Annotated in this window: 16 protein-coding genes and 1 pseudogene; 5 read left to right on the forward strand and 12 right to left on the reverse strand. The window is 26.9% G+C overall.

What is annotated here, in order from left to right:
• The 3 genes and pseudogenes from ACTG44_RS10460 to ACTG44_RS10470 all read right to left on the reverse strand — a co-directional run.
• A complete protein-coding gene (locus ACTG44_RS10460) occupies positions 1 to 363 on the reverse strand; it encodes a metal-dependent transcriptional regulator (protein ID WP_021384817.1) in 363 nt (120 codons plus the stop codon).
• Between the two features lie 384 nt (positions 364 to 747).
• On the reverse strand, positions 748 to 903 hold the full coding sequence (locus tag ACTG44_RS10465; protein ID WP_479920432.1) for a MerR family transcriptional regulator: 156 nt from the start codon (positions 901 to 903) through the stop codon (positions 748 to 750).
• A gap of 3 nt (positions 904 to 906) precedes the next feature.
• Positions 907 to 957 (reverse strand): annotated as a pseudogene (locus ACTG44_RS10470) (hypothetical protein); the annotation flags it as partial.
• A 492-nt stretch (positions 958 to 1,449) separates the two neighbouring features.
• On the opposite strand from ACTG44_RS10470, the gene ACTG44_RS10475 reads away from it, so the two are divergent.
• Positions 1,450 to 1,647: a hypothetical protein gene (locus tag ACTG44_RS10475; RefSeq protein ID WP_479920433.1), complete on the forward strand. Its 198-nt coding sequence runs from the start codon at positions 1,450 to 1,452 to the stop codon at positions 1,645 to 1,647.
• Between the two features lie 54 nt (positions 1,648 to 1,701).
• Entirely contained in the window at positions 1,702 to 1,926 is a 225-nt protein-coding gene (locus ACTG44_RS10480) for a hypothetical protein (protein WP_479921698.1), read from the forward strand.
• A 195-nt stretch (positions 1,927 to 2,121) separates the two neighbouring features.
• On the opposite strand, the gene ACTG44_RS10485 is transcribed toward ACTG44_RS10480, so the two are convergent.
• The 4 genes from ACTG44_RS10485 to ACTG44_RS10500 form a co-directional block, all read right to left on the reverse strand.
• A complete protein-coding gene (locus tag ACTG44_RS10485; RefSeq protein WP_021384808.1) occupies positions 2,122 to 2,550 on the reverse strand; it encodes a flavodoxin in 429 nt (142 codons plus the stop codon).
• 535 nt (positions 2,551 to 3,085) lie between these two features.
• Positions 3,086 to 4,024, reverse strand: coding sequence for a S8 family peptidase (locus ACTG44_RS10490; protein ID WP_479916849.1), 939 nt, complete (start codon positions 4,022 to 4,024; stop codon positions 3,086 to 3,088).
• Between the two features lie 333 nt (positions 4,025 to 4,357).
• Positions 4,358 to 6,013 carry a dihydroxy-acid dehydratase gene (ilvD, locus tag ACTG44_RS10495; protein WP_479920434.1) on the reverse strand — a complete coding sequence of 552 codons (1,656 nt, stop codon included), beginning with the start codon at positions 6,011 to 6,013 and terminating at the stop codon, positions 4,358 to 4,360.
• Between the two features lie 350 nt (positions 6,014 to 6,363).
• The gene (locus ACTG44_RS10500) at positions 6,364 to 6,663 is read right to left on the reverse strand and encodes a hypothetical protein (RefSeq protein ID WP_479920435.1); all 300 of its coding nucleotides are present in this window, start codon (positions 6,661 to 6,663) and stop codon (positions 6,364 to 6,366) included.
• Between the two features lie 282 nt (positions 6,664 to 6,945).
• Here ACTG44_RS10500 and ACTG44_RS10505 point away from each other — a divergent pair, with 282 nt between their 5' ends.
• Positions 6,946 to 7,623, forward strand: coding sequence for a VanZ family protein (locus tag ACTG44_RS10505; protein ID WP_479920436.1), 678 nt, complete (start codon positions 6,946 to 6,948; stop codon positions 7,621 to 7,623).
• 115 nt (positions 7,624 to 7,738) lie between these two features.
• Here the strand turns inward: ACTG44_RS10505 and ACTG44_RS10510 are convergent, their stop codons facing one another.
• Positions 7,739 to 7,993, reverse strand: coding sequence for a hypothetical protein (locus ACTG44_RS10510; RefSeq protein WP_479916851.1), 255 nt, complete (start codon positions 7,991 to 7,993; stop codon positions 7,739 to 7,741).
• A gap of 394 nt (positions 7,994 to 8,387) precedes the next feature.
• On the opposite strand from ACTG44_RS10510, the gene ACTG44_RS10515 reads away from it, so the two are divergent.
• Positions 8,388 to 8,759, forward strand: a complete 372-nt coding sequence (locus ACTG44_RS10515) for a helix-turn-helix domain-containing protein (RefSeq protein ID WP_021384829.1) — start codon at positions 8,388 to 8,390, stop codon at positions 8,757 to 8,759.
• Here the strand turns inward: ACTG44_RS10515 and ACTG44_RS10520 are convergent.
• From ACTG44_RS10520 to ACTG44_RS10530, 3 genes are all read right to left on the reverse strand, one after another.
• Positions 8,756 to 8,896, reverse strand: coding sequence for a hypothetical protein (locus ACTG44_RS10520; RefSeq protein ID WP_021384801.1), 141 nt, complete (start codon positions 8,894 to 8,896; stop codon positions 8,756 to 8,758). The genes ACTG44_RS10515 and ACTG44_RS10520 overlap by 4 nt on opposite strands.
• A gap of 374 nt (positions 8,897 to 9,270) precedes the next feature.
• Positions 9,271 to 9,741, reverse strand: coding sequence for a methylated-DNA--[protein]-cysteine S-methyltransferase (locus ACTG44_RS10525; protein WP_021384864.1), 471 nt, complete (start codon positions 9,739 to 9,741; stop codon positions 9,271 to 9,273).
• A 131-nt stretch (positions 9,742 to 9,872) separates the two neighbouring features.
• Entirely contained in the window at positions 9,873 to 10,769 is an 897-nt protein-coding gene (locus ACTG44_RS10530) for an AraC family transcriptional regulator (RefSeq protein WP_479920437.1), read from the reverse strand.
• A 141-nt stretch (positions 10,770 to 10,910) separates the two neighbouring features.
• Here ACTG44_RS10530 and ACTG44_RS10535 point away from each other — a divergent pair, with 141 nt between their 5' ends.
• On the forward strand, positions 10,911 to 12,338 hold the full coding sequence (locus ACTG44_RS10535; RefSeq protein ID WP_479920438.1) for an MFS transporter: 1,428 nt from the start codon (positions 10,911 to 10,913) through the stop codon (positions 12,336 to 12,338).
• 214 nt (positions 12,339 to 12,552) lie between these two features.
• Here ACTG44_RS10535 and clpB read toward each other — a convergent pair whose 3' ends face one another.
• On the reverse strand, positions 12,553 to 15,147 hold the full coding sequence (gene clpB, locus ACTG44_RS10540; protein ID WP_479920439.1) for an ATP-dependent chaperone ClpB: 2,595 nt from the start codon (positions 15,145 to 15,147) through the stop codon (positions 12,553 to 12,555).
• Between the last annotated feature and the right edge of the window lie 29 nt (positions 15,148 to 15,176).

The raw sequence follows: 15,176 nt of genomic DNA on the forward strand, positions 1-15,176 counted from the left end.
TTAGTTTTTGTCTAAATATTTTTTTATTCCTTCAAATGTCTCTGTGCTTATAATATGCTCTATTCTACATGCATCTTTTTCAGCTATATCAGATGAAACCTCCAATGTATTTACCAAAAATCTAGTGATTAAAATATGTTTTTCATAAATTTCTTCTGCTTTTTTTCTTCCTTCTTTAGTTAAAATAATGTCACCATCAACTTCCATTATAATAAGACCATATTCTTTTAAGATTCTCATAGCTCTACTTACACTTGCCTTACTATAATTTAGCTTTTTAGCTATATCAATAGATTTTACAATTCCCTTTGTCTTTTCTAAAATAAGTATTGTCTCCAAATAATTTTCTCTTGATTCATACATTCTAACATCCTCCAAATGTAACAACTCTATTATAATATTTTTAAAAATCTAACTATATATTTAAAAATTCATAGTATTCATAGTATTTATATTTATAGCATTTAAAAATACTCATATTTATAGATGGAAATATATTTACCACTTACATTAATATATATTATCATAATTTTCTTTTTTATTACATAGAGAAATAGCTATATAAAATATTATCTAATCTTTTGTAAAATACGTCTTAGAACAACGTACTTAAATAGTTCAAATTGATGCTATTCTTTATATTATAGAAATTAAAAATTTATTTAATTATTTCACAAAAACTATTTTTTACACATCTTTTTTCATTTAAATAACATATCTTCTCATCTATTTTATCCATACAATCTTCTAGTTCATGTATTTTATTTTAATGTCTTGCTTGTGTTGCTGAAACAATTTGATTCTTTTATCTATTGTATCATCTCCCATATCACAAAAATGAAAACATTCATGGACATCTTTAATAGATAAGCCAGAATTTTTTAATTCTTTTATGAATATCAAATGCTCTATGCCTTCTTCAGAGAAATAATGAACACTACTTGGCTTTCTATTAATAGGAAGAAGTAAATTTTTTCTTCATAAAACCAAACAGCCGATGAAGAAATATTTGTTATTTTTGATACATCAGTAAAGGAATATTTCATATTCTTTCACTCCCAAAAACTTTATATGAATAAGAACATTATAGAAATCCATTATACAATAGTCAACAAAAAAGTATTGACTTCAAGCTAGGTTGAAGTTGTATTCTTTGAAGTGTAAAAACAAATTGCTAAAAGAAAGGATGATATAAATGCAAAAATACATAATTACGATTAAAGAAAAATTTAATAAAGGAAAAATATTGTGTGGAGTGGCAGTTTCACTGTCTGATTCATCTGTAAGTGAATTAGTTGGTCTGTCTGGATAGGATTCTGGATTAAAGGTGGACATGGTGCTTTAGACCGTAAAGATATTCATCAATATATGATAGCTGTACATGATGGTGGTGCTGCTTTAGTTTGATTAGCAAACAGCGACCCTGCTCTTGTTAAACCTATAATGGATATGGGAACAGATATTATAGGTTTCCAATTTATTAATACAGCACTGTATGCAGAAAAAGCAGTATCAACTTGCACTTATCATCCAAATGGTATAAGAGAGTGCAATCCTCAAAGAGCTTCTTATTATGGTAATATGAATTATTTAGACTATATAAAAAACGCAAATAACGAAATATTAAAAATAATGTTACTTGAGTAGAAAGCAGGTTATAATAACATTGAAGAAATAGTAAAAGTCAAAGGTGTTGATATTATAGCATTAAGTCCTAGTGATTTATCTTTAGATATGGTATTTTATGGACATATGAATAAAGTTGAAATAAGAGATATGATTTCTCAAGCTGCTGAGATATGTAAAAAATATGATATGCCCTTCGTTACCCTTCCTTCAACAGAAAAGAAAAGCATTGAAACATGGGTTAATATTGGAGCAGATATGCTTTGCACAAGATACAACCTTTATCACTTATGTTATTAAACAATTATTGTCTTTCTATGATGAGATTGTACCATATAAAAAACGATATTAATTTATAAATTTGATTTATACTAAAAGAGACTAATATTTTATCTATTTTATTAAGTATATTTTCTTATGTATTGTAATATTAGTCTCTCTTAGTATTATATATATATAATGTTGTTATTATTAGTTGTTATATATACTCACAACTTATTCAGCTAACATTTTACCTAATTCTATACACTCATCTTTGGCTTCTTCATTTGGGTCTTCCATTGCTGTAATTCCTTCACCACCTATAATTGTAGCACCAGCATTTTGCATACGTTCTTCCCATTCTCTCATCCATTCGCAATTTCCCCAACCATATGAGCCAAATAATCCAATCTGTTTACCTGATACCATAGATTCTAATTCTGCTACAAATGGTTCCATATACCCCTCTTCTAGTTGTTCTGCTCCCATAGATGGGCAACCTAATGCAAATTTATTTTCTTCTTTTAAATCACTTGGTTTTAATAAGCTTACATCTAAAACTTCTGCTGTTTTACCTTTTAGCTTCACACCTTCAGCTACAAAATTTGCCATCTTCTCAGTATTTCCTGTTCCACTCCAATAAACAATATATATTTTACTCATTCTTACCTCCTGTAATATTTTTTAATCAACCAATAGTTAGCTACTGCTAACTAGGATTTAAAAAATAAAAGATTTCTTTATTTGAAATCTCTTTGTTTTTCTAAATATATAATATCATAATTGATTTTGAAATTCAATAATTATTGATAATATTTATCAATTAAATTCTATACTTCTTTCTTTGTATATAATATTTCATTGTATTTTTAAATCTTTCATAAGAATATTTTTTACTAATAGTATCCTTGTCCATATTACAAAGCATCTTACATCTTCATATACATATATTAACCTTAATTTACCTTATACTTCTTATATACAAATTTTTATCTATACAGATATATAGAAGAACACACCTTTTCTCAGATGTGCTATCTATAATACTGTATATTTTTTCTAATCCTAATTAACTAATGTATCTATAGCTTTATTATTTAATATTGTCATCTATCTCTATAAAATTCTACACTTAAATATTTTTTACTATTTTGTATTGACTGTGTACAATATCTATCTTTTATTATCAAATTACAGATTATCTTTTCCCAGTATTCTTGTATTTATAAAGATTTAAATATAGGTACCCATTTCCTTGTTCTGTTCTAGGTATTCCAAGTGCTCTTGTACATTTTATTAATTGTGCATACAACTCTGCTTCATCTAAATCTCTCTCAAATTCTTCTCTAGCCCATTCTTTGATTAATGCTAGTGATCCTGATACATATGGCGCACTCATGCTAGTTCCACTCATAATAGCAAGTTTATTATCCATATAGGTTGATATAATATTTCTCCCTGGAGCCACCAAATCTATTGTAGTATTTGAGTTACTAAACTTTTCAACTAAATAGCTTTCATTTATTGCACCTACTTCTATTACCTCAGGATAGCTAGCTGGATAACTATACTCACTTGTACTAGAATCTCCATCTCCATTATTTCCTGCTGCACACACTACAGAAATATTATTCTTTACTGCTTGTAAAACTGCATTTTTTAAATTTTTGTCATCTTTATTTCCTCCAAGAGACATGGATATAATATCAACTTTCTTATTTACAGCAAAATTAACGGCATTAATTATACTTTGATATGTCCCAACACCATCTTTATTTAATGCTTTTGCTATTAATAATTTACAATCTGGAGCTACTCCCATAACCTCATTATTATAATTAGATGCAGCTATAATTCCTGCTACGTGAGTTCCATGCCCATTAAAATCCTCATATATATTTTTATTTCCATTACTATCATCACTAAAGTTTGCACCACCAATTATTTTACCTTTTAAAAGAGGGTGAGAAATATCACAACCTGTATCTATTATACCAATTACAATATTTTTACCAGTATATCCTTCATCCCACATTCCTCTCGCATTCATTTGTTTTATTCCATATGGAAACTTATTCTTTGCTCCTCTTAGATTCTCATTTATTTCATAAGGAATTAGTTTCATTTTTTTATTCATTGCATATCCTCCTAAAAATTTTATTACTTATAAAAATTATAATTTTGCTTTCATAGTAAGTTTATAAATCAGCTTAATAACTTATATCCACTTATTTATATTTATGATGTATTTTTTATTTTTAGGAGTCATATTTTATTGTATATAAAATAAATAATATCTAGAGAATTATATTAAAAATAAAATTATACTTATATTCTAATATGTAAGAAATTCAATATCTGTATATAAGTTAATATAAAAAGGACACCTCATTAGCATTGGAGCATTTAAGATATCCTTTTTATATTTAATATTAACTTAGCTTTCCTTAACTCTCTTAAACATAATCTACTATTTCAATACTGCTCCTGTGTTTGCTGATGTTACCAGTTTAGCATATCTACTTAAGTATCCATGTTTTATTTTTGGCTCTAAAGGTCTAAATTTTAATTTTCTATTTTCTATCTCAATTTCATTTACTTTTAACTCTAATTTTTTTTCTGGTATATTGATAGAAATTATATCACCTTCTTCAACTATTCCAATTAAACCACCTTCCATAGCTTCTGGAGAAATGTGACCTATAGATGCTCCTCTAGTTGCTCCCGAAAAACGCCCATCAGTAAGAAGTGCAACATGTTTATCAAGTCCCATTCCCGCAACTGCTGATGTAGGAGATAACATTTCTTTCATTCCTGGACCTCCTTTTGGCCCTTCATATCTTATAACTATAACATCACCTTTATTTATTTTTTTATTAAATATAGCACTCACAGCTTCTTCTTCTGAATTAAAAACTCTTGCTGGCCCTTCATGAACTAACATTTCTTCTGCAACTGCTGATTTTTTTACAACAGCCCCATTTATAGCAAGATTTCCTCTCAATATTGCAAGTCCACCTTGGTCACTATATGGATTTTTTAATGTATGTATTACTTCCTCATTTTCTATTTTACAATCTCTTATATTTTCTCCTATAGTATTGCCTGTTACAGTTTTACAGTCTAAGTTTATTCCTTCTATCTTTGAAAGTTCATTCATTATAGCAGGAATCCCCCCTGCCATATGTAAATCTTCAATATGATGCTTCCCACTTGGACTTAATTTTGTTAAACAAGGAGTTTTTTCACTTATTTCATCAAAAAAATCTAAGTTAAGTTCTATTTCTGCTTCATAAGCTATTGCAGGTAAATGAAGTACTGTATTTGTAGAACCAGCCATTGCCATATCTACAGTTATCGCATTTTTAAATGCATTCACTGTTAAAATATCTCTAGGTTTTATGTCATTCTTAAGCAGTTCCATAACATACATACCTGCATATTTTGCTATTCTTTTTCTTTCTCCAGAATGTGATGCAGCAGTCCCATTATATGGAATACCCATACCTAATGCTTCTGTTAAACAGTTCATACTATTTGCCGTAAAAAGCCCAGAACATGAACCACATCCAGGACAAGAATTCATAGCTAATTCTTCTAATTCTCCTTGACTCATTGTTCCATCTTTACAAGCCCCAACACCTTCCATTGCAGAATTAAAATCATATACTTTTCCATTTTTTTTACCTGCAAGCATAGGTCCCCCACTCACAACAACACTTGGTATATTAAGTCTTGCAGCAGCCATCAACATGCCTGGTACTATCTTATCACAGTTAGGTATAAGTACTAAAGCATCAAAACCATGTGCCATAGCCATAGCTTCTATTGAATCTGCTATTAATTCTCTTGAAGCAAGTGAATAATTCATCCCAACATGTCCCATAGCTATACCATCACATACTCCTATAGCAGGAAATTCTAATGGTAAACCACCACTCATTCTAACACCATTTTTTGCTGCTTCCGCTATTTCATCGAGATGGAGGTGTCCAGGAATTACTTCATTCTGTGCATTTACTATACCTATTAAAGGTCTTTCAATTTCTTCTTTAGTAAGACCCATTCCATACATTAATGCTCTCTTTGGAGCTCCTTCTATTCCTTTTTTTATATCACTTCTCATAATATTACCTCTTTCTTACTTTTTTAAATTTTCATAATATTATTATAATACATTTTTCTATTAATTAATTACGAAAAATCTAAAAAATATTAGTATATACTAATGCAAAATTATTACGATTTACTATAAATATATTACACAAGCAGAGATAGGTATTTTTATGATAACGCAAACTAACAAACAAATCCTAATATTCTTAAAACAATTCTGGATTCGTTTTACTTACATCATTAATTAAGTAATAACTACGAGAATAAACTATTATTTTATAGTTTTAGCAATAATTCTAAGGTCGTTTTCTATACATTTGCCATAAATACTGTGTTTTTATCCTCAATAATTCCCTTGTATTAATCAAACCTAATATTTGAGACTTTATTCCAGTTAATCTCTCTTGAATAACCTTCTGGATGTGACAATTTAACTATATGAGTTAAATTATTGTAACTGTAATAAATTGTAGTCGTCCCATTAATTGGGTTCTTCTTATATCCTTGATATACAGCACTCTTTGGAACTTTCTTTTCAATAAAACTATATGCATATGAAGTATCAATCGACTTTGTTCTATTAGGAAATAGTAGCATACAAAAAGCTACAATTATAAAAATACATATACATGTAATACTATACCATTTAATCCATTTCATAGAATCCCTCCTATTTTACCAAAATATACTATTATTATTTCCATATATTTATAATATTTATGCATATGCTAAAATTTTTTAAACATCTGCATATAAATTTAGTAGCTTTGATTTTCTATATTTTGTTAAGATTAATAACCATGTTTTTATAAATTAATATGTTTTTATAAATTAATAAATTTTTAAGATTTTATTAAAAGATTTTTAAAATTTAAAGCTTAATATAAAGATAGTAATTATATAGCTAAAAGCATAAATTTTGAAAGGAGATAAAATACAATTATGTGGACACTTTATTCATTTCTTTGCGCTATACTTCCGTGTTTAATATATCAAATAATTGTTATAAAAAGAAAAAACTTGAAATGTGAAAAGAATGTAGTAATACATTTAGTATGGGTATATATTTTTTTATTATATATTTACTTGGCACTTAGTAAAGCTGGTATTGGAAGCATATGGGATATAGGAAAATATAAAGAAATTATTAGATTTAATGAAATAAATATAATACCATTTAGTTCAGTTGGCGCTTTAACATATATTTTAAATATAATTATGTTTATGCCTTTAGGATTCTTACTTCCTTTAATTTGGAAAGAATTTAGAAATATTATTAATGTATCAATAGCTGGATTAGGTTTCTCAGTAGCAATTGAATTTTGTCAATTATTTAATCTTAGAGCTACAGATATTGATGATTTAATGATGAATACATTAGGGGCTGTTTTAGGATATTTCATATGGATATATGTAAGTAAGTTATTTAATCTATTGAAGAAAAATACTGTTTTAGCACCTATATGTAAAAATATCATTCAAGATGAAATTGCTATTACAATCGATGATGATATAAATAAAAAAACTACCTCTCTTTATAAAAATGAAGCTATCATATATTTAATATTGGCTGTTTTAGGAGAATTCTTGTTATTTAATTGGTCTCTAATATACCATTAAATAATCTAAACTTAAAAACAAAAATACTTCAATATTCATAAATATATAAAGCCTTCTTTCCTACTTTTATAAAAGGAAAGAAGGCTTTAGTTCTTAAACATAAAACATACACTCATTACTTAATTGGCATCTGAAATATTTTATTAATATTATGTCTAACTTTGTTAGATGTTATGTAATCATATTTTGTTCCATTCTCAATAAAATTTTGTATATTATCTAATACTTGTATAGCTCTTGCATTACTTTCATAGGTTCCTATTTTTATAGTATTAAAGCTTTCAAATACTACATAAACTTCACTATCATTTATTTTAATTTGATTAGCCTGCATTAGATCAGTTTTATCCTGACTTCTAATTATTATCACATTAATTCCTCCATCTACTCAACTTATTTTAATTTATAAGAATCAATTTCACATAATTGATTTCTAGCTTATTTAAAAATTTAAATTTATTAAAACATCAAATTGTCGATACTATAGTATTGTCTTATACATTTGGTAATTTTATTGTTAAAATATTTATTTATATTTAAATTAAATGTATCTAAAATAATATATCTTTATTAATCATTTAAATTTTTCATTTTAAAAATATCACCTCTTTACCAATTACCATTTGTATAACTCATATTATACATATACAAACGGTAATTTTCAATATATTTTCTTATTTTAATCTTTTTTTTTTATATTTTTGGTAATTTTATTTTACTTTTTATAAAAATAACTTATAATTTCGGTAAGGAGTGATGTACATATGGAAAGTTTAGGAGATAGAATAGCAAATTTACGAAAAGAATTGGATATAAATCAAAAAGAACTTGCTACTAAAGTTGGTATAACTGAAGCTAGTTTATCACGTTATGAAAACAATTTACGAGAACCTAAAAGTGAAATTATAGTAAGATTAGCAAAAGTATTGAAAACATCCACTGATTATCTACTGGGTGTAAATGAAAGTACAAAAATAAGTAAAGAAGATAAATTAATCATAGAAAATCTATCAGTCAGTGAAAAAACAAAAAAACTCTTAGAAAAAATATATTCCCTTGAAAAAGAAGATAGAGAAGCTATAGAAAAAATGATTGATAATGCTTACCTAAAAAGATTCCTTAAAGAAGAGAATTAATTCTCTTCTTTTTCTTTATTCAAAACCTCAAGTAATAATTCATAAAAAGTAATATTTTCACTCAATAAATGTTCTAATTTCATTCCTATATCTTCAATTTTTTCTTTTCTTGTAACAGTAGTATTTGATTTTTCCACATACACCATCCCCCAGCAAATTTGCGTTCTTAATATTAGTCAGAAATTTCTAACAAATTTTTAATAAAGTTTATGTAATTATATTTTTATTTTATAAAATATGTTGCTATTATCCAAAATTTACCTAGATAATTATCTTAACTATATAATAATACTTTTATTCTACAGATGCAATAAAAAACTCGTAATAATAACAAAAAAATCTATTATTGTAGAATCTTGTATATTTTTTATATTTTTATATATTTTTCAAGGTAATTTTTATTATAAAATTTTTTATAAATATATAAATCTTTTATATTCATTTGATTTTTTTGTAATTCTTTTATATGAATTTTATTTTTCATATAATAATCATTATTTTTTGCAATATATTATTTATTTTCTTTTTCAAGTTTCAATAAATATTCTTTTACCTCTATTCCTCCTAAATAGCCTCTCAAACTACCATTGGATCCTACAAGTCTATGACAAGGTATAAAAATAGAAATAGGATTTTTGCTATTTGCCAGACCTACCGCCCTGTATGCTTTGGGATTATTAATTATGTTTGCTAGTTCTACATAAGTCTTTGTTTCTCCATATGGAATGTTACAAAGTTCATTCCATACTTTTTTCCTAAATTCACTTCCTGACAACTTTAGTGGCAAATCAAACTCTTTTCTATCTCCCTCTAAGTATTCTTTTAGTTGTTTATTTGCTTCTTTTATAATTTTGCTTTCTTTAACTAAATATTCTTCAGAATTTAAAATAGATGTGTCAAAAAACAAGTTTGTAATGAAATTATTTTTTTCTGCTATTCCTATTTTTCCAATTTTAGTTTCATAATAAAAAATATTTTTCATTAGGTATGATATCCTTTCATATTAATTTACATTTTTTATTTTATTAGTAATTTACTCTTTTGTATCTTAGGTATTATCAATATTTATAAAAAAATTCAAAACATACATTTTCTGTAAAGTATATTTATGAGCTATTTATTGTTATCTTTTAAAAGAATACTACAAGTATCACCATGTTCGTTTCTATATTTAGTTGGAGATACATCATAATTCTTTTTAAATAAACGACTAAAATAATTTATACTATCAAAACCACATCTCATAGCAATTTCTGTCATATTTAAATCTGTTTGTTTTAAATAATATATAGCTTTATCAAGTCTTACTCCATTTATATAATCAGTTGTAGTCTTACCTGTTATTTGTTTAAATGTTCTACAAAAATGGTGTGCACTCAAATTCACAGTACTAGCAAGTTCTTTTAATGTAATTTTATCCATATATTTTTCTTCTATCAAATCAAATATACATTCAAATTTTTCTAAAGAATATTTTCTTTCTATAAATTCTTCTTCTGAAAAGATTTTATCAACATGATTTCTTAATAAGAATACTATAAATTGATAAATACTAGCTTTTATAGATAACTCATATCCAATATCTTTATTGTGATATTCATCAAGTATAGATTTAATACATTGTAAAATAAAAGAATCCTTTTGAATTAAATTATTAAATACAATATGATTTAGAGTCATTGGTGCTAAGTACTTAGTTTGCAACAAATCAACTTGATTACTAAAAAGAAAGGTAGGTTCAATACGAATAGTATAGAATTTTAGATTGTCTGATAGGCTTTCTAAATAATGTAATTCATTACTATTTGCTATTGCAACATCTCCAGACACTGCTTTAAAATTACTAGCTCCACATTCCAGGTATGCTATACCATCAACAAAATAATATATTTGTAGATGCTCATGCCAATGTCTTTTAAAATTTTCTCCATTTTTTATGTCGTCTTTAAAAAATATATCTATGAAGCTTTCTTGACCTTTTCTATCGAAATATGCGCTTTTATCATTCATTATTTACCTCTTATCAAAATAGTGCTAATTATAAGCAATATCGTTGTTGTATTCATTATTTCATATCGTTATTATATAAAATGTAATTATTATTGTAAACATCAAAATAATGCCAGTCATTATAATAAGGAGGTAATAAAAATGACAAAATCTTTTAAAAAAAATGAAAATAAAAAAAGTATAACAGTCTTATTTGTAGTCATTGCAATGACTTTTATGGCAACATTAGATTCTAGTATTATAAATGTTGCGCTTCCAGTTCTAGCAAGTAAATTAAATGTGTCTATATCATCTATTGAATGGGTAATAGCAAGTTACTCAATTATTATTTGTTCAACACTATTATTTTTTGGAAGACTTGGAGATATTATTGGTAAATCTAGAATATTTCAGTTAGGAACTATTCTTTTTACGGTAGCTTCATTATTATGTGGATTAAGTAATTCTTTAACTTTACTTATAATTTGTCGCTTTATCCAAGGAGTAGGTGCTTCTGCTTACATGGCAAACAATCATGGAATTATCACAGAATTATTTCCAAAAGAAAGTAGAGGTAAGGCTCTAGGAATTTTAGTTACTGCGGTAGCTGTTGGTAATATGGTTGGACCATCTATAGGAGGATTTATTTTATCAATATTTAATTGGAATTTTATATTCTTTATAAATATCCCAATAGGTATTATTGTAATTTTTCTAAATACAAAATTTCTTCCAAATAGTAAAAGAACTTCAGAAAAGATGGATAAGATTGGTGCTATACTTCAATTTTTAGGAACAACATTATTTTTTAGTGCTTTAATTTATGCCCAACAAATAGGGCTGTTAAATCCATATATATTAATTACACTATTGCTATCAATTATTTTTATTATATTATTTTTGATATTAGAAAAAAAACATCCTCAACCACTTCTTGACCTTGAAATTTTTAGAAATTTTAAATTTTCACTGAATTTAATTTGTGCTCTTACATCATTTATTTGTATTGCATCATCTAGTATTTTAATTCCATTTTATTTACAAAATACTATGAAACTTTCCCCAATTCATGCAGGTTTATTTATGATATTATCACCTTTGCTTTTAGCCATTTTTTCACCTGTATTTGGGAATATATCAGATAAAATCAAGTCAGAAAAAATTATTTTAATTGGTCTTATTGTTATGAGTTTTGGATTTTTCTTAATGTCAAGATTGAAAGAGAGTTCTATCCTTATTTTATTCGTAATTTCTGTATCAATAATATCAATAGGACAAGCTCTATTTCAACCAGCCAATAATGCTTTAATAATGTCAAATTGTTCTAAAAGTAAGTTAGGAGTTGTTGGAAGTATAAATTCCCTTGTAAGAAATTTAGGTCAAGTTATAGGTATTACTATTTCTACAACACTTTTATATAATTTTATGAGTATTAAAGCTGGGTATAGGGTTAATGATTATGTAGTTGGTAATGATAAAATATTTGTATTTGGAATGAGAAATGTTTATATTATTATTACACTTCTTTGTTTAATAGGTGCAATATTAATTGGCTTTTATTTATTTAAACATGATAAGAATGAACAATAATTTTTTACAATTATCTTAAAGTTATGAGTATCTTAAAACTTTGAACATATTATAGAAAACTTATTATAAATACTGACTTTGAATCAGATTTAGTTTGAATATATTGATTTAAAAATATTCTTATTAGTTTGACAAAGCATATATCTTATTATAGTTTGTAAATAAAAAAGAAGCAGGTAAAATATTTGATATCTTATACCCTGCTTCTTTTTTATTATTTAACTAAAACCTCAATATTTTCATCTTTTCCATCTATAACTATAGTACATCCATTATACACTTCTCCAGCAATAAGTTTCTTTGCAATTACAGTTTCTAAAGTATTTCCTATATATCTCTTAAGAGGTCTTGCTCCATATACAGGGTCATACCCCTCTCTCGCCATAACATCTTTAGCTGAATCTGTAACCTCAATAGTAATATCTTTTTCTTTTAATCTATTTTTTAAGTCTGTCATAAATATATCTATAATTTTCTTGATATTTTCTTGGTCTAGAGGCTTAAACATTATAACATCATCTACTCTATTTAAAAACTCAGGTTTAAATCTGTGTTTCATTTCATTCATTACTAAGTTGTTAGTAGTCTCTGTTATATTTCCTCCTGCTTCTAATAGATAATTGCTGCCTATATTAGAAGTCATTATTATAAGAGTATTTTTGAAGTCTACAGTCTTACCTTTATTATCAGTAAGTCTACCATCATCCAATATCTGTAAGAACATGTTAAACACATCCTCATGTGCTTTTTCTATCTCATCAAATAATATTACAGAATAAGGAGCACGTCTAACTGCTTCTGTAAGTTGCCCACCTTCTTCATATCCTACATATCCTGGAGGAGGTCCAACCAATCTTGATACAGCATGTTTTTCCATGTATTCAGACATGTCAATTCTAATTATATTATCTTCACTATCAAATAAGTTTCTAGCAAGAGTTTTTGCAAGTTCAGTTTTACCAACACCTGTAGGTCCTAAGAAAATAAATGAACCAATTGGTTTTCTTTCATCTTTTAGACCAGCTCTTGCACGTATTACTGCATTTGAAACTGCTGTAACTGCTTCATCTTGTCCTATGACTCTCTTGTGAAGTTCTTCTTCTAGTTTAAGTAATTTTTCTCTTTCACCTTCAACTAGTTTAGTTACTGGTATACCTGTCCACTTTGATACAATACTAGAGATTTCTTCTTCAGTAACCTCTTCCTTTAAAAGTGAATTTTCAGAACCATCTTTCATACTTTCTTCGTATTTCTTTATCTGTTCTTCCAATTTAGGTATTTCACCATACTTAACCTCTGCTGCTTTATTAAAATCATATTCTCTTTCATATTTTTCAGCTTTGCCTTTAGCTTCATCCAATTGTGCTTTTAAGTTCTTAATATCTAATATTTGACTCTTTTCTTTCTCATATTTAGCAGTCATTTCATCATTTTTAGATTTTAATTCTGCTATTTCTTTTTGAATATCATCTAGTCTTGACTTACTCTTATCATCATTTTCTTTAAGTAATGCTTCTCTTTCAGTTTCTAGCATAAACAACTTTCTTCTAACAACATCTAATTCAGTTGGTAATGAATCTATTTCACTACGAATCATAGCTCCTGCTTCATCAATTAAGTCAATTGCTTTATCTGGTAAAAATCTGTCTTGTATATATCTATGAGAAAGTTTTGCTGCTGCTACAATAGCATTATCATGTATTCTTACTCCATGGTGTATTTCAAATCTTTCTTTCAAACCTCTAAGTATAGATATTGTGTCTTCAACTGTAGGTTCTTCTGCAATTACAGGCTGAAAACGTCTTTCAAGTGCCTTATCTTTTTCTATATATTTTCTATATTCATCAAAAGTAGTTGCACCAATACAATTTAACTCACCTCTTGCAAGCATAGGCTTAATAAGATTACCTGCATCCATTGAACCTTCTGTTTTACCAGCTCCAACTATAGTATGAATCTCATCTATAAATAATATAATCTTTCCATCAGAACTTTGAACTTCTTTTAAAACTGCCTTTAATCTTTCTTCAAATTCGCCTCTATATTTTGCACCAGCAATTAAAGCCCCCATGTCAAGCGAGAATACAATTTTGTCTTTTAATCCTTCTGGCACATCTCCTCTTACGATTCTTTCTGCTAGCCCTTCAACAATTGCAGTTTTACCTACACCTGGCTCACCAATTAACACAGGATTATTTTTAGTTCTTCTTGATAAAATTCTTATAATTCTTCTTATTTCTTCGTCTCTTCCAATTACAGGGTCTAATTTATTTTTCTTAGCTAAGTCTACTAAATTTGTTCCATATCTAGCAAGTGCATCGTATGTCCCTTCTGGGTCTTGTGTTTCGACTCTTTGGCTCCCTCTAACTTGTGATAAAACATTTAAAAAATCATTTTTATTTATATTATACTGTTTTAATATTTTACCAACAACTGATTTTGATTCTGTTTCCATCATTGCAAGCATGACATGCTCTACACTTATATATGAATCTTTAAATTCTTTAGAAATACTCTCTGCCTTTATTAGTACTTCATTTATTTTTCTAGTGGCTGATACTCCTTGTGAGTCAGCGCCTTCTCCATATACTTTTGGAAGCTTATCCAGTTCAAAGTTTACAGTATTTCTCAAAGAATCAATTGATATATTCATTTTTTCGATTATATTTGGTATTAATCCATCTTCTTGATTAATAAGTGCTGAAAAAAGATGAATTACATCTACTTGTTGGTTATGATTTTTTACTGCTTCATTATAAGCCTCATTTAAACTTTTTTGAACTCTTAAAGTCATTTTTTCTACGTCCATATAAATCCCTCCATTTTAATATTATATCC

This window comes from Clostridioides sp. LIBA-2809 (assembly GCF_056688965.1).